This is a genomic window from Pacificibacter marinus (genome assembly GCF_018860505.1).
GTDB lineage: Bacteria > Pseudomonadota > Alphaproteobacteria > Rhodobacterales > Rhodobacteraceae > Celeribacter > Celeribacter marinus_B.
Genome location: NZ_JAHKPU010000019.1, coordinates 64,163 through 78,775, shown reverse-complemented (window position 1 = coordinate 78,775; position 14,613 = coordinate 64,163). Strand labels below are relative to the sequence as shown.

The window sequence follows — 14,613 nt, the reverse complement described above, 5'->3', positions numbered from 1 at the left end:
GCAACGCAGTCAAAACACAGCCAGCCATCACAACAAGACCAGTTGCGCGTCTGCTGCGTTTTGTCGTGCAATCACGGGGACGGGGTATTGGGGGCTATTGGGATTCACACCAGCGTTGGTATTCTGCCTCAGCGCTTTCGAGGGTTTGCAAGTTCAACGCCTTTTTGCGGATCGCGCAGTTCAATGCGCGCACGCGTTTGTTCAAAGCTGGGCCATCTTCCTCGTCGATACCCAATTTGTCATAAAGGGATTGCAGGCGGTTTTGGACCGTGCGCAGCGACAGGTTTTGACGTTCTGCGATCATTTTGTCTTGCAGCCCTAAAGCTAGGTCCAGCAAAACGGCATATTCGCTTTTGTCTAACGCACTGCTTGGCTGGCCTTGGCGTTGATATTGATACAGTTCGCGACTGATCATGATTTGGCCTTCGAAAAGCACCGCGCGCAGCGCAAGTTTTAATCTGTCGCGTGTGGCCGTTTTCAGCACGTAACCGTAAGCGCTTGCCTCAGGGACGATCTGCGAGATACCGCGCAAATAGGCTTCATCCGCGTAATTCGACCAAAATAATATTCTGGTCTGCGGGTTATGTGCCCAGATCGCACGGGCGGCGTCGATCCCGTTTCCGTGCTCCATTTGCAAATCCATCACGATGGCTTCAAATTCACCCGCGCGCGCTTCGTCTTCGGCCTCGTCACGGTTGATGGCATGGGCGATTTCGGTCACTTCGGGCAGCTCTTCGGATATCGCATCCAAAACATAGCGGGCGTGAAACTGATCGTCTTCGACAACGAGAATTTTCATCGTTGATACTCCAAAGGTTCGGCCAAGGTGTCGTTTACGGACAGGGGTAATGTGACCACGACACAGGTGCCCGCGTCTTCAATAATCTCGAATTGTGCCGCAATCAGCCGTGCGCGGGTGCGCATATGGGCCAATCCAGACGGAACGTTGTCGTGATCCATGCTAAAGCCACAGCCGTTGTCGTGGATTTTCAGCAATAGGTGATTGTTGGAATCTATTTCAATGACGACAGATATGCGGCTGGGTTCGGCGTGGCGGGCTGCATTGTTGATGGCCTCTTGGACGATACGGTAAAGGGCCGTGCGGGTCATAGTGTTCAATCTGTCAGGCATATTGTCTGTGTGATCGATGACCTCGATCTGTATTAAGTCCGTGTTCGACGCACGTTCAAGATGAACCCGCACAGCATGCGCAAAACCGAACAATTCTAACAGGGTTGGAACAGCCATATCGATGATGCGTCGCAGGTCGCAAATGCAATCACTGACCCGCGCGGTTAACATGGGGACTGACGGCACAGGACCATCCCCTGAAAGATCGCGCAAAATCCGCGTTAAATCGGCAAGCGTTTGATCATGCAGGTCCATGCCAATGCGTTGACGTTCTTGTTCCAATGTTTGGGTGAGACCCAGCGCACCTTGGCGCAAACCCTCTTCGCGGGCGCGCGCCTCAGCGCCTTGATAGGTGGCTTGGCGCATCTGATCTGCATTGTGCAAAGCATTAAAATACGGCGCCAGAACATCAGCCAGTTGGCTGACAATCTGGATGCTGTCGGCATCGTAAAGGCCTTCTTTGTTGTGAGAGATGTTAATTGCGCCGATCAGTTTTCCCATCGCCTTCATCTTGACACTCACGCGTGAACGCAATTGGTGTTCGAATATCGGTTCACAAGACGCCCCCGTGAAAATATAGCGCGGGTCTTCCATCGCATTCGTGGTGAGCATCACATCTGTTTGATTGTTTAAGATTTCTCGCACAGGGGAGAATATAATCTGGGTGCGCCTTCGCGACCAGCGAGTCTTAATCCCGACCTCGTAGCTGGTCGTCCAGTGGTTGTTCTCAAGCAAACAAATATCTGCATGGGTAAAGGGAATAAGTTCCGCTATTTCACCCGCAACAGCCCCTAGGGCCGAACGAATTTCGGTTTCTTCTGCAAGATGCCCACAAATCCGCAGGTATACACCTCGGGTTTGATTTTCTGGCTGGGTCTGACGGCTGCTCATGGGGTCTCCCAGACGATTTCAATTGACCGTAACGCTAATCTTCATCCTTGTGAATGGGGGAGCCCACCGCGCGATTGCGGGTTCCCGCAAAAAATATGCGGGAGGCTCACTATACAGGCTCGCAATCTGACATACTGTTAACACAGTGCCCAAAATAATGGCGCACGATAGGGAGGGGTGGCCAATTAGGCGCCCAAAGGAGGAAACATGAAGACTGCAGTAATGTTGCTGACAACAGCAACTTTGGCACTATCCGCGGGCGCAGCTATGGCTGATACCTCAGGCAAACGCATCGCGTTGAGCAACAACTACGCTGGGAACTCTTGGCGTCAAGCGATGTTGAAAACATTCGAAGAAACGGCCGACAAAGCCGTGGCTGATGGTGTGGTTGCCGCAGCAGACGCCTATACAACATCCGAAAGCCAAACCACTGAACAAGCCGCGCAAATCCAGAATATGATTTTGCAAGGGTATGATGCTATTTTGCTAAATGCCGCTTCCCCAACAGCCCTGAACGGTGCGGTTAAGGAAGCCTGTGACGCAGGCGTTTTGGTTGTGAGCTTTGATAGCATTGTGACAGAGCCTTGCGCCTACCGCATTGCCGTTGATTTCGTTGAAATGGGACGCCAAGAAGTCGAATACTTGAGTGAGCGCCTCCCTGAAGGCGGTAAGCTTTTGGAAATTCGCGGACTTGCCGGTGTGTCTACAGATGATGCGATCAGCCAAGGGATTCACAACGGCGTAGAGCAATTCCCACAGTTTGAAGTTGCTGGGGCTGTCCATGGCAATTGGGCACAAGACGTCGCACAAAAAGCAGTTTCAGGCATTTTACCGTCTCTGCCCGAAGTTGTTGGTGTCGTCACGCAAGGTGGTGATGGTTACGGTGCAGCTCAGGCTTTTGCCGCAGCTGGACGCGAGACGCCTTTGATTGTTCTTGGCAACCGTCAAGACGAGATGGCTTGGTGGGCTGAACAGCGCGATGCCAATGGGTATGAAACGCTTTCGCTTTCTATCGCGCCGGGCGTTGCCTCATTGGCATTCTGGGTGGCCCAGCAAATCCTTGACGGTGAAGAAGTTCCAAAAGACTTGACCGTGCCATTCCTGAAAATCACGCAAGATACGCTGGATGAGCAGCTTGCATCAACGCCAGTCGGTTCTGTCGCAAACGTGGCTTACACTCTGGAAGATGCAAAAGCTGTCATCGCTGGAGCGAAGTAAACTTCATGGAAAACGTCGCCTCTGGCAACGCCCCCATCGTCACCCTGACCGACGCCGAAAAACATTTCGGCCCGGTCAGGGCTCTTGACGGGGTCAGCCTCTCTATCTCACCGGGCGAATGTCTGGGTCTCGTTGGTCATAATGGTGCGGGTAAATCGACACTCGTGAATTTGATCAACGGGGGCTTGGCGCCTTCTGCGGGACAGATCACCTATACAGACGCCTTAGGAAAAGACACGTTGAACCCGATGTCAGCAGGCGTTCGATCGGTCTTTCAAGAATTATCGCTCTGCCCCAATCTGACCGTCGCAGAGAACTTGCGTATCTCGCATTCCGATCTAAAGGGATCAGGGTGGAGACGACGCGCACGCGAAGAAATCAGCGCAGCATTGGATCAAGTGTTCCCTGGTCACGGGATTGATGCAGGCATTGAAGTCGATCAACTGAGCATCGCACAACGACAAATGGTTGAAATCGCTATCGGTTTTTCCCCGCGTGGTTCGACCGCACGGTTGGTTATTCTTGATGAACCCACATCGTCACTTGACGCAGGGATCGCGGAACAACTTCTTGATCATATTCGCACATTTTGCGCAGCAGGCGGTGCGGTGATTTTCATCACACATATGATGGGCGAAATTTTCGCCACAGCCTCGCGCATTGTGGTCATGAGCGACGGTAAAGTTGTGGCCGATAGGCCGACGACAGACTTTACTCGACAGGGTTTGGTTGACGCTATGGGGCATGTGGCCGCGAACAGCGATCCCGAAACCCAATCGGAAAAACGCGTTCTGACCGAAGAAATACTCCGCACGCCACAAGGCCTGAGCGCACATCGCGGCGAAATTGTTGGCCTGTCAGGGCTTGCGGGCCACGGACAAGCCGAAGCGCTTGCCCGTTTGTATTTTGAGTCCACATCCTCATGGCGCAGCTTGGGCTCTAAATCCCAAATGGTCTTTGTCGCCGGTGACCGTGGACGTGATGGCGTATTACCCTTGTGGTCAATCTTACGCAACGCATCGATCACGGTGCTAGGGCAGGGCAAATGGCTGCTCGATCACAAAGCTGAAGTCGAATTTGGCAAGACGTGGAAAGAGCGTGTCGGGATACGGACCGAAAATATAGACAACCCGATCTTATCGCTGTCTGGGGGCAACCAACAAAAGGTTTTGTTTGCCCGCGCACTGGCCTCAGACGCCCCTGTGGTGATCATGGATGATCCGATGCGGGGCGTTGATGTGGGCACCAAACGTGATGTCTACCGCATGATCCGCGAAGAGGCCGCGCGCGGTCGTACTTTCCTTTGGTATTCCACCGAGACAGCAGAAGTCTGTGAATGCGACCGTGTGTTTGTCTATCGCAACCACGAAATTTCAGCCGAATTGACCGGTGACGACATCACCGAAGATCAAATTCTTGCCGCATCATTTGAAATGCAGGAGGCATAACCAACGTGCAGACGAAATATAGAATACTGCTGCCGGTGATCTCACTGGCTGTTTTGCTGGCTGCAACGTTTTGGATGCAGCCGCGCACGATGAGCTATTTCGGGGTCAATCTTTTGTTCAATCTCGCCGTGCCGATCGCACTGGCGACCATCGCACAGATGATGATTATCATGGTGAATGACATCGATTTGGGCATGGGGGCTTTTGTAAGCCTTGTGGCCTGTGTCGTTGCGACGTTTTTGCATGACACACCTGTTTTAGGGACGTTTATGTTGATCGGCTTGATCCTAAGTTACGCTGCCATGGGCGCGCTAATTCATCGTCTCGAACTGCCAGCCATTGTTGTCACTCTGGGCATGTCATTCGTTTGGGGAGGCTTGGCTTTGTTCATTCTGCCGTCCCCTGGAGGCGCATCGCCAGGTTGGTTGCGTGCATTGATGACATCAAAACCACCACTGATGCCGATGGCTGTCGTGGCGGCGATTTTGATCTCAATCGTGACCCACCTGTTGATCATGCGCTCAGGCATTGGAACTGTTTTGCGCGGGGTTGGTGGCAACACGCGTGCGGTGCAGCGTGCGGGATGGTCGGTGATTTGGCTCAAAGCATTGGCCTATGGTTTGGCGGGACTGTTTGCAGTCTTGGCAGGCATGGCCTTGGTCGGCCTCACCACATCGGCGGATGCCAACATCGCATTGCGTTATACGTTACTCAGCATCGCTGGCGTGATTTTGGGCGGCGGTGAATTCATTGGCGGCAAGGTCTCTCCCACTGGGGCCGTAATCGGTGCTCTGACATTGACCTTGGCCTCGTCCTTCCTGAACTTCATGCGTTTGAATCCTGATTGGCAAATTGGCGCACAGGGGGCGATTTTGATTCTCGTTTTGACCGCGCGCCTGTTGTTTGCAAAACGCGAGGTGCGGACATGAAACGTTCGATGCAAATTTTTACCCGTCCTTGGATTTGGTCTTGGCTGGCTGCCGCTGTGGTCTTCGCAATGACGCTGGCATTGACCGGAGCAGACGGAGCAACAGGCCTAGCCTATGCGGCGCTCAGCTTTGGCAGTTTTGCCGCGATCGTTGGGTTGGGCCAAATGCTGGTGATGACCCTCGGGCCTGGAAATGTTGACCTGTCCATTCCTGCGACGATGACCTTGGCAGCAACGCTGGGACTAAAGGTTATGAACAGTGAACCAGGCAATGCGATGCTTGGGCTAGGGGTGGCATTGTTGGCGGGGCTTCTGACAGGCGGCATGAATGTGCTTTTGATCTTCTTGCTGCGTTTACCACCGATTATTGCAACATTGGCCGCGTCATTGGTCTATCAATCCGTTGCGATTTGGTCGAACCGTGGCCTTAGGATCAAACCGCCAGAGGCGCTCGCGGATTTCGCTACAGGGCGGTTGATCGGCGTTCCGAACGTTGCTTGGGTGGCGCTGGTTCTCTCGATCATCATCTGGATTGTACTTGAGCGCAGCCTTTGGGGACGTTGGCTTTTGGCCTCAGGGCAAAATATGCGTGCCGCGCGATTGGCGGGCGTTCCAGTCCAAGCCGTCCGTGCTGTGACCTATATTGCCGTGGCGCTTCTTGCCTCTGTCGCTGGGTATCTCTTGGCCAGTTTTTCAGGCGGCGCGGCCCTGAATATGGGGTCAGAATACCTACTGATGTCCATCGCCGTGGTCGTCATCGGCGGCACGTCGGTTGCTGGCGGGTTTTCCAATGTGCCCGGCATATGGGGCGCGTCATTGTTCATGTTCCTTGTGGTCTCCATGCTCAACTCATACGGCGCAGGTGCCGGATTGCGTATGGTTCTGACAGGAACAATAATTATTTTCATTGTGATTGCAGCAAGCAGTCGGAGGGGACGCTTATGACTATGATTTCACCACATTTACAAATGATAGACCCTCGGTTCGGCTCTTTGGTTCACGGAACATCAAAGTTGGAACAGGTCGCGACAGGGTTCACTTGGACCGAAGGACCTCTTTGGTTTGGCGATCATGACTGTCTTGTTTTCTCTGATATTCCAAGCCAAAGGTTGATGCGTTGGTCTGAACGTGATGGCGTGTCTGTCTATCGTGCGCCGAGCCATTTCAACAATGGCAACACCCGTGATCATCAAGGGCGGCTGATAGGATGTCGTCATGGTGCCCGCGACGTGGTGCGCACAGAATACGACGGTTCATTGACTGTTCTGGCCAATGCCTATGAGGGGCGTCGGTTGAATTCCCCCAATGATGTTGTGGTCTCCTCAGATGGGGCCGTCTGGTTCACCGATCCGACCTATGGCATTATGTCCAGCTTTGAAGGATACCGCGCAGAGCCAGAACAATCCGCGCGCAATGTGTTCCGGCTTGATCCTGAGACAGGGGATTTAGAGGCGGTCATATCCGACTTTAACCAACCGAATGGTTTGGCGTTTTCGCCTGATGAAAAACGGTTGTATGTTGCCGAAAGCGGGCTCAGCCACGATCCGTCTGTTCCTGCTGTGATCCGTCAGTTTGATGTGACGGGCAAAAAAGTTGTGGATGCAGGCGTGTTTTGCACGCTGGATCATGGTTTCCCAGATGGGTTTAGGTTCGATACCGCCGGAAACCTATGGACATCTGCTGGCGACCAAGTGCATTGCTTTGCGCCAGACGGCACACTTTTGGGCAAGATTTTATTGCCCGAAAACGTGTCCAACCTGTGCTTTGGCGGTACGGATGGCCAACGTTTGTTCATCACGGCGACGACCTCTGTGTATTGTGTCTTTGTTGATGCCATCGGCGCGGAACCTTGGACCCGCTGTGGACCGCGGGTGCTACATGGTGACCCTGTCGGAGGCTGCACTTAGGCTCCTCCAAATCTATCCACTTAAAGAAAACTGCGGCCCATTGGTTTCACAAGGAAACGACGTTCAGTCATCAACGATGAGCGTTTGGATGGGCCGCAGAATGAGACTCTTTGCAGAGCAACTGGCAGGTTTGTCACCCGTAGTATGGATGTCGTATGCGTCCTGAATGATTGCTTTGTTATGCCCCCAACATCAGGCGCGTCAGACTGAGGGCGCATATCGTGGTGAGCAATATCAAGCAGAATCTGCGATAGTAGACCTGTAATCTTGGGTTAAACGCCCAAGTTCCCAAAAGCACCCCTGCCACTGCGACGGGCGATAAAATCACACCGCGCAGCAAGGTTTCTTGCGTCATCATATGATACATCACCATATAGGCCAAAGAGGTAAACATCCCGATGGTCAAAAACATGGTTAAAGCGGCGCGCATTTGCGGCGCGGGCTTGCGGCTTGCCAAAACGTAAAGCGCCACAACCATGCCGCCGACGCCCGCCAGACCTGAGACGACCCCCGCGAAAAGTCCTGTCGCATATCGTCCCGCTGTCGTTGCCAAAGCGGGGGGCATAGATCGAGAGAATTGAAAAAGTGTTAAAGTGAGGATCAACAGCACAGCGATAATTTTCGAGACATCTGATGGCACGCTGGTTGTCACCCAAAGTCCGAACGGCAAGCCAAGAAAGGACCCGATAACAAGGGGCCAAACGTGCTTCATATCGGCATCCCGTATCCCGCCTTTGACCATAAAAAAACTGGCCGCGCCCTCTAAAACATAAAGTGTCGGGATCAATTCGATAGGGGGCAAGATTAAAACCAAGCAGGCCATGGCAACAGCGGATAGGCCAAAGCCAGCAAACCCTCGCACGCATCCAGCCAGAAAGACGGCACTGATGGCGATTGCCCAATCCCAATACGATAAACCTGCGAAACTCGTGTGCAAAAAATGTTCAGGCATATGTGTGAACATCTGCCAAAAACTGCGCAAGCCTATCGGATTGTGCTTTGGCCAATACGTGACACTGGAATGTGTAAAGCACTTGAGCCTCCCATGGGTCTTACTGTCTGTCAGGCTCAAAATGTGGCGGCGTTATTGCATTTGCAATTTGTATTTATACAGGTATTAACTGCATTTATGCAGCATATGAATTGGGACGATTTTCGCCTCTTGCTTGCGCTCGCGCGGGCAGAAAGTCTTGGCGGCGCAGCGCGGCTCTTGCGGCTGGATGCCACAACTGTTTCGCGCCGGATCAAAGCGGTAGAGGATCGTGCCGGAGCGGCTTTGGTGGTGCGCGAACGGTTGGGCAGCAGTCGGCTTACGCAGCTTGGCCAAACTTTGGCAGATCATGCCGAAAAGATGGAGCTGCACGTTTCTGCGGCAGACACGCTGATTGGCCGCGATACAGGATTAAGCGGAACGGTGCGCGTGACGGCTGTTCCCTTTGTGCTGAACCGGTTGTTGGCTCCACGTTTGCCGGAATTTGCCAAACAGCACCCCAATTTGAACATCAGCCTTATTCCGGATCGCTTGAACCTAAGTCTGACACGCCGCGAAGTGGATGTTGCCATACGGTTTGGGGAACCGCGAGAGGGCGGCGATGCTGTTCTGGCACATAAAATTGGGCAGGTTGGGTTTTCTGTTTTTACGGCCAGTGAGGCGACGCAGGTGCCTTTGAACGAACGACCATGGTTGGTGTATGATCCTGTCGTGGCGCATTTGCCGCAGGCAAAGTGGACCAAGGACCTTGCTCAACGCAGCAATGGTCAGCACGCAAACCTTTTAATGTATGACCTTGAAACGGTTTTCGAAATCGTGGCAGCGACCGCGACACGTGCTGTATTACCTCAAAGGATCGCGCGCCAAGACCCGCGTTTGATCGAGCTTGAGTTGCCTCCAAATACGCCAGATATGAACCGCGATGCATGGCTGTTACGCAATACAGCACTGCGTGGCGTCGAGCGTGTCGACGCTTTTGTCAAATGGGTGATTGCGGCAGATTTGTTTGGGATCGCAGTGAACGAAGCATAAGCAGCCACCCTTTTTTGTTTTTGGACGGCTGCAATTGGCAAAGCCGCAACTGGGATGACCGCAACTGGGGTGCTTTTAAGCTGGTTCGATCATGTCGGTGCGTGTGGCGTGGCGGCCGCCTTCGAAGTCTGCGTTCAAAAACGCGTCAACAATGTCTAAGGCCAAGCCTTCGCCTATGGTGCGCACGCCGATGGCCAACATATTGGCATCGTTGTGTTGGCGGATCATGCGAGCCGAAAATGTCTCGGGGCAGACACCGCAGCGGATGCCTTTGACCTTATTGGCCGCCATCATGATGCCTTGGCCCGTACCGCATAAGATGATGCCGAACCGGCAATCACCCGAGGCAACCATCTCTGCCGCCGCTTTGCCGTGGATCGGGTAATGGGTGCTTTCAGTGGTGGTCGGGCCGATGTCGACGGCTTCCCATCCTGCGGCTGTAATATGCGCCACAATCGCCGCGCGCATTTCCAAACCAGAATGGTCGCTCGACAGTACAATGCGTTTGTTTTCGGTCATGTGAAATGGTCCTTAGATCGGTGGGGGGCATCGGATGCCCTGCCTTGGTTTGCCGTTTGGTACTGTGTGGGGGGAGGGGGAGTCAATGTCGAGGGCCAGACTTGTTGCGAAGATGCACTTTCATGCGGCGACTTAACGAGCAATGTAAGCGCGAGGCGTGATCTGCGTCCGTCTTAGGAAAACTGTAATGAATTTTTGCAAAACTTCGAGGCATGTTAATTAAGACATGTGTAGAAAGGACTTGTGATGAACTTGGGACCCGTACAATCGACGACCGCTTACGCTGCGCCGGGTGATTTAGGAGATGTCGCTGATTTGACGTTGGATATTTCTGAGTTGGACACCAATGGCGATGGCACTGTTGGGGACGACGAATTTGCAGCATATCGCAGTCAAAAGCAGGCAAAAGCAGGCAAAAGGGGAATTTATTCCGATGGATGGCCCTGTGTCTGACACGATGCAGCAGGCCATATTTGAAGCCTTTGGGGCGAAGGAGACATGAGGCCAAGATGTTTAGGTGTCTCTGGGCGATGTCGTGCCGATTAAAACAGTCGAAGACTGAAAAGCCCCACCAGATTGGCGGGGCTTTTTGAGTTTTTAAGGCGTAAAAACTTACGCTTCTTTGGCGAGGTTGCGCAGCACGTAGTGCAGCACGCCGCCGTTTTCGATGTATTCGATCTCTGGCGCTGTATCGATACGGCATTTGAGAGTGATGGTTTTCACAGTGCCGTCAGCGTAGGTGATCTCACATGGCAGCTCTTGCAAAGGTGACACTGAATCGAGGCCCGTGATGGACACGGTTTCATCGCCAGTGAGACCCAAAGAGGTGCGGGTGTCGCCGCCGGTGAATTCGAACGGAACCACGCCCATGCCCACAAGGTTAGAGCGGTGAATACGCTCAAAGCTTTGCGCGATGACCGCTTTGACACCCAAAAGCGCTGTGCCTTTGGCCGCCCAGTCACGAGAAGATCCCGCACCGTACTGTTCGCCCGCGAAGATCACCAGATCTGTGCCAGCCTCTTGGTAGGCCATAGCCGCGTCATAGATAGCCGCCTGCGCGCCATCTGGACCTTTGGTGTAGCCGCCTTCAACGCCGTCAAGCATCTCGTTCTTGATGCGGATGTTGGCAAAGGTGCCGCGCATCATGATCTGGTGGTTACCACGACGAGAGCCGTATGAGTTGAACTCACGCGGGGCCACTTGGCGTTCCATCAAGAACTGACCCGCTGGTGTGGTTTGCGCGAAACCGCCCGCAGGAGAAATGTGGTCTGTGGTGACCATATCGCCCAAAATCGCCAAGACTTTCGCGCCTTCAACGTTTTTGATTGTGCCTTTTTCCGCAGCCATACCTTGGAAGTAAGGTGGGTTTTGGATGTAGGTCGAGCTGACAGGCCAATCGTATGTTTCGGAGCCCGAAACTTCGACAGCTTGCCATTTCTCATCGCCTTTGAACACGTCAGCGTATTTCTTAAGGAAGGCTTCGCGTGTGACAGTCTGTTCAACAAGCGCAGAGATTTCTTCGTTCGTTGGCCAAATGTCTTTGAGGTAGACATCGTTGCCGTCTTTATCTGTGCCCAAAGGCTCAGTTGTCAGATCGATATTCATGTCGCCTGCCAAAGCGTAGGCCACCACAAGGGGCGGAGATGCAAGGTAGTTGGCACGCACATCAGGGCTGATACGACCCTCAAAGTTGCGGTTGCCAGACAAAACAGCTGTCGCCACGAGATCGCCTTCGGCAATCGCATCTGACAGCTCAGGTTGGATCGGGCCGGAGTTGCCGATACAGGTCGTACAGCCGTAGCCTACGAGGTTGAACCCGATGGCGTCCAAATCTTCTTGCAGGCCAGCGGCCTCCAAGTATTCGGTCACAACTTGTGACCCCGGTGCCAATGATGTTTTCACCCAAGGCTTACGGTTCAGACCCAAAGCGCGCGCTTTGCGGGCCACAAGGCCAGCGCCGATCATCACGTAAGGATTTGATGTGTTTGTACAAGATGTGATGGAGGCGATGACAACCTTACCCGAAGACATGGTGTAATCTTCGCCAGCAACAGCCACTTCTTTACCTTGCTCGCGTTTGAACGTATCCGCCATTTCACTTGCAAATGCAGCTTTGGATGCAGTCAACGCCACGTAGTCTTGTGGGCGTTTGGGGCCAGAGATCGCAGGGACGATTTCGCCCATGTCCAGCTCAAGTGTAGACGAATAGATCGGCGCGTAATCAGCACCACGCCAGAAACCATTTTCTTTGGCGTAGGCTTCAACCAAGTCACAACGATCTTCGTCGCGGCCTGTTTGTTTCAGGTAACGAATGGTCTCGTTATCGATTGGGAAGAAGCCACATGTCGCGCCGTATTCAGGTGCCATGTTGGCGATTGTTGAGCGATCCGCCAGTGGCAGGCGATCAAGGCCGTCACCGTAGAATTCAACAAATTTACCAACAACGCCGTGGGCGCGCAGCATTTCAACAACTTTCAACACAAGGTCGGTCGCTGTTGTGCCTTCCAGCATCGCGCCAGTCAGTTTGAACCCAACAACCTCAGGGATGAGCATTGAGATCGGCTGACCAAGCATCGCAGCTTCAGCTTCGATACCGCCAACGCCCCAACCCAAAACAGCCAAACCGTTGACCATTGTTGTGTGGGAATCTGTACCAACGAGCGTGTCAGGGTAGGCCACTTCTTCGCCGTTTTGGTCTTTGTCTGTCCAAACGGTTTGCGCGAGGTATTCCACGTTCACTTGGTGACAGATACCTGTTCCCGGAGGTACGACGCGGAAGTTTTCAAACGCAGTCTGACCCCATTTAAGGAACTGGTAACGCTCCATGTTGCGCTCGTATTCGCGGTCAACATTCATTTGGAACGCACGTGGGTTACCAAATTCGTCGATCATCACAGAGTGGTCGATCACAAGATCAACTGGCACAAGTGGGTTGATCTTGGCAGCGCTGCCGCCCAAAGATTTGATCCCGTCGCGCATCGCCGCCAAATCCACAACGGCTGGAACGCCGGTGAAATCTTGCATTAATACGCGGGCAGGGCGGTACGCGATCTCGCGGGGATTTTTGCCACCCTTATCAGCCCATTCAGAAAAGGCTTTGATGTCATCTGTGGAAACAGAAAATCCACCGTCTTCAAAGCGCAAGATGTTTTCAAGAACAACTTTCAAAGCGGCTGGCAATTTGGTGAAATCACCAAGGCCTGCGTCTGTGGCGGCTTGAATTGAGTAGTATGAGATTTTTTTGCCGTTTACGTCGAGTGTGCGACGTGTTTTGGCTGTGTCATGTCCGACAACAACTGTCATGGGCGAGCTCCCTTGGTGCATGAAAAAGAATTGGCTTGCTTGCTTTTGACCCATCCGTTGAGTCCAATCAAGAGGCATCTGTCGTTTTTAGTATGCCATTGTACACAATCGGCAAAATAAGTATTTTTGTCAGGCTTTATTGCGCCTTAATGATCCCGTTTAAAGGCCATTCGAACCAGATCTGACCCCGTGATCGCGCTTAAATCACAGTCTATTTAAGATTCTGTAACGCTTTCTCGCAATTGCTTGATTGGCTTGAGAGCCTGCAAAGCGTTAAGAGTATCATACAGCATTCGGAGCCAGCATGACATACGCGACAGAATATCCCAAACCCATCCGTCTTTCGGTTAAGTCCCGCATTTCTGCGCTCCTTCTGTCGTGCTTTGCGCTTTCGGTTCCTGCGCAACAAACTGCGGCGCAAGATCAGCCCATGCCTTATCCTGTTGTGGTCGAGCTTTTCACCTCGCAAGGCTGTTCGTCTTGCCCACCTGCCGATGCGCTGTTGATGGAACTGTCCAAGCGTGACGATATTTTGCCCTTGGCACTGCATGTCGATTACTGGGATTATATCGGCTGGAAAGACATCTTTGCCGATCCGCGTTTCACCGAACGCCAGCGCGCTTATGCTCGCTCTGCAGGGCATCGCACAATTTACACGCCGCAAATGATTGTTGGAGGCCAAGACCATATCGTCGGATTTAAGCCAATGAAACTGGCTGATTTGGTCACGGATCACAAACGCAAACTCGCGGACTCTCGCCTTGATGTATCGGCTGTGCGGTCTGGCGACACCTTGTCCATTGCCCTTAACAACACAAATGCGCACCCAAGCGATCTACACGATCTCAAGGTACAAGTGGTCGGCTATCGGCCTCATGAAAACGTGACCATTCGCGTGGGTGAAAATGCTGGTAAGTCAATAGATTACGCCAATATCGTGACCTCTTGGATGCATGTTGGCGATTGGGATGGCGCATCTCCTTTGCACTTAAATGCAGATATTTCCACAGCTGACCCCGTCGTTGTTATCGTGCAACAAAATGTAAACGGTCTACCCGGTGAAATCATGGCGGCCTTGCAGGTTAAATGACGCCTGCGCCTGCGGACCACATTGCTTTGGCTAAAGTGAATATGCTTTGGCAAACGTGTCCATTTGTAAAATTCAGCGCCCGTACATCAGCACAGTTAAAATGAAAATGTGAAATCTTTCGTTTATATATTTCTGTCATTTTCAATGGCAGATTT

At 52.8% G+C, this 14,613-nt stretch carries 13 protein-coding genes; 8 read left to right on the top strand and 5 right to left on the bottom strand.

The annotated features are described in order from the left end of the window. Nucleotides 1-94: 94 nt before the first annotated feature. Complete coding sequence (locus KO503_RS05520; protein ID WP_215990567.1) at nt 95-799, bottom strand: response regulator transcription factor; 705 nt, start codon at nt 797-799, stop codon at nt 95-97. Beyond that, complete coding sequence (locus KO503_RS05515) at nt 796-2,022, bottom strand: GAF domain-containing sensor histidine kinase (RefSeq protein ID WP_215990566.1); 1,227 nt, start codon at nt 2,020-2,022, stop codon at nt 796-798. The genes KO503_RS05520 and KO503_RS05515 overlap by 4 nt, the downstream gene beginning before the upstream one ends. 207 nt (nt 2,023-2,229) lie before the next feature. Here KO503_RS05515 and KO503_RS05510 point away from each other — a divergent pair, with 207 nt between their 5' ends. The 5 genes from KO503_RS05510 to KO503_RS05490 are packed head-to-tail and all read left to right on the top strand — an operon-like array spanning nt 2,230 to nt 7,523. After that, complete coding sequence (locus KO503_RS05510) at nt 2,230-3,240, top strand: substrate-binding domain-containing protein (RefSeq protein WP_215990565.1); 1,011 nt, start codon at nt 2,230-2,232, stop codon at nt 3,238-3,240. 5 nt (nt 3,241-3,245) lie between these two features. Beyond that, nucleotides 3,246-4,688 (top strand): sugar ABC transporter ATP-binding protein, encoded by a 1,443-nt coding sequence (locus tag KO503_RS05505; protein ID WP_215990564.1) that lies wholly within the window; start codon nt 3,246-3,248, stop codon nt 4,686-4,688. A gap of 5 nt (nt 4,689-4,693) precedes the next feature. Further along, a complete protein-coding gene (locus tag KO503_RS05500; RefSeq protein WP_303504391.1) occupies nt 4,694-5,617 on the top strand; it encodes an ABC transporter permease in 924 nt (307 codons plus the stop codon). Next, nucleotides 5,614-6,561, top strand: a complete 948-nt coding sequence (locus tag KO503_RS05495; RefSeq protein WP_215990563.1) for an ABC transporter permease — start codon at nt 5,614-5,616, stop codon at nt 6,559-6,561. Before KO503_RS05500 ends, KO503_RS05495 begins: the two co-directional genes overlap by 4 nt. Then, nucleotides 6,558-7,523 carry an SMP-30/gluconolactonase/LRE family protein gene (locus KO503_RS05490; protein WP_215990562.1) on the top strand — a complete coding sequence of 322 codons (966 nt, stop codon included), beginning with the start codon at nt 6,558-6,560 and terminating at the stop codon, nt 7,521-7,523. The genes KO503_RS05495 and KO503_RS05490 overlap by 4 nt, the downstream gene beginning before the upstream one ends. 178 nt (nt 7,524-7,701) lie before the next feature. Here KO503_RS05490 and KO503_RS05485 read toward each other — a convergent pair whose 3' ends face one another. Further along, entirely contained in the window at nt 7,702-8,475 is a 774-nt protein-coding gene (locus tag KO503_RS05485) for a sulfite exporter TauE/SafE family protein (RefSeq protein ID WP_215990561.1), read from the bottom strand. Between the two features lie 177 nt (nt 8,476-8,652). Between KO503_RS05485 and KO503_RS05480 the strand changes: the two genes are divergently transcribed. Beyond that, nucleotides 8,653-9,546 carry a LysR family transcriptional regulator gene (locus tag KO503_RS05480; RefSeq protein WP_215990560.1) on the top strand — a complete coding sequence of 298 codons (894 nt, stop codon included), beginning with the start codon at nt 8,653-8,655 and terminating at the stop codon, nt 9,544-9,546. Between the two features lie 75 nt (nt 9,547-9,621). Here KO503_RS05480 and rpiB read toward each other — a convergent pair whose 3' ends face one another. Then, complete coding sequence (rpiB, locus tag KO503_RS05475) at nt 9,622-10,065, bottom strand: ribose 5-phosphate isomerase B (RefSeq protein WP_215990559.1); 444 nt, start codon at nt 10,063-10,065, stop codon at nt 9,622-9,624. A gap of 246 nt (nt 10,066-10,311) precedes the next feature. On the opposite strand from rpiB, the gene KO503_RS05470 reads away from it, so the two are divergent. Next, nucleotides 10,312-10,518 (top strand): hypothetical protein, encoded by a 207-nt coding sequence (locus tag KO503_RS05470; protein WP_215990558.1) that lies wholly within the window; start codon nt 10,312-10,314, stop codon nt 10,516-10,518. A gap of 159 nt (nt 10,519-10,677) precedes the next feature. On the opposite strand, the gene acnA is transcribed toward KO503_RS05470, so the two are convergent. After that, on the bottom strand, nt 10,678-13,368 hold the full coding sequence (gene acnA / locus KO503_RS05465; RefSeq protein WP_215990557.1) for an aconitate hydratase AcnA: 2,691 nt from the start codon (nt 13,366-13,368) through the stop codon (nt 10,678-10,680). A 304-nt stretch (nt 13,369-13,672) separates the two neighbouring features. Here acnA and KO503_RS05460 point away from each other — a divergent pair, with 304 nt between their 5' ends. Further along, on the top strand, nt 13,673-14,458 hold the full coding sequence (locus KO503_RS05460; RefSeq protein WP_215990556.1) for a DUF1223 domain-containing protein: 786 nt from the start codon (nt 13,673-13,675) through the stop codon (nt 14,456-14,458). Nucleotides 14,459-14,613: the final 155 nt, after the last annotated feature.

Coding starts and splice junctions, on each gene's coding strand:
- KO503_RS05520 (WP_215990567.1), bottom strand. CDS start 799: ATGAAAATTCTCGTTGTCGAAGACGATCAGTTTCACGCCCGCTATGTT.
- KO503_RS05515 (WP_215990566.1), bottom strand. CDS start 2,022: ATGAGCAGCCGTCAGACCCAGCCAGAAAATCAAACCCGAGGTGTATAC.
- KO503_RS05510 (WP_215990565.1), top strand. CDS start 2,230: ATGAAGACTGCAGTAATGTTGCTGACAACAGCAACTTTGGCACTATCC.
- KO503_RS05505 (WP_215990564.1), top strand. CDS start 3,246: ATGGAAAACGTCGCCTCTGGCAACGCCCCCATCGTCACCCTGACCGAC.
- KO503_RS05495 (WP_215990563.1), top strand. CDS start 5,614: ATGAAACGTTCGATGCAAATTTTTACCCGTCCTTGGATTTGGTCTTGG.
- KO503_RS05490 (WP_215990562.1), top strand. CDS start 6,558: ATGACTATGATTTCACCACATTTACAAATGATAGACCCTCGGTTCGGC.
- KO503_RS05485 (WP_215990561.1), bottom strand. CDS start 8,475: ATGCCTGAACATTTTTTGCACACGAGTTTCGCAGGTTTATCGTATTGG.
- KO503_RS05480 (WP_215990560.1), top strand. CDS start 8,653: ATGCAGCATATGAATTGGGACGATTTTCGCCTCTTGCTTGCGCTCGCG.
- rpiB (WP_215990559.1), bottom strand. CDS start 10,065: ATGACCGAAAACAAACGCATTGTACTGTCGAGCGACCATTCTGGTTTG.
- KO503_RS05470 (WP_215990558.1), top strand. CDS start 10,312: ATGAACTTGGGACCCGTACAATCGACGACCGCTTACGCTGCGCCGGGT.
- acnA (WP_215990557.1), bottom strand. CDS start 13,368: ATGACAGTTGTTGTCGGACATGACACAGCCAAAACACGTCGCACACTC.
- KO503_RS05460 (WP_215990556.1), top strand. CDS start 13,673: ATGACATACGCGACAGAATATCCCAAACCCATCCGTCTTTCGGTTAAG.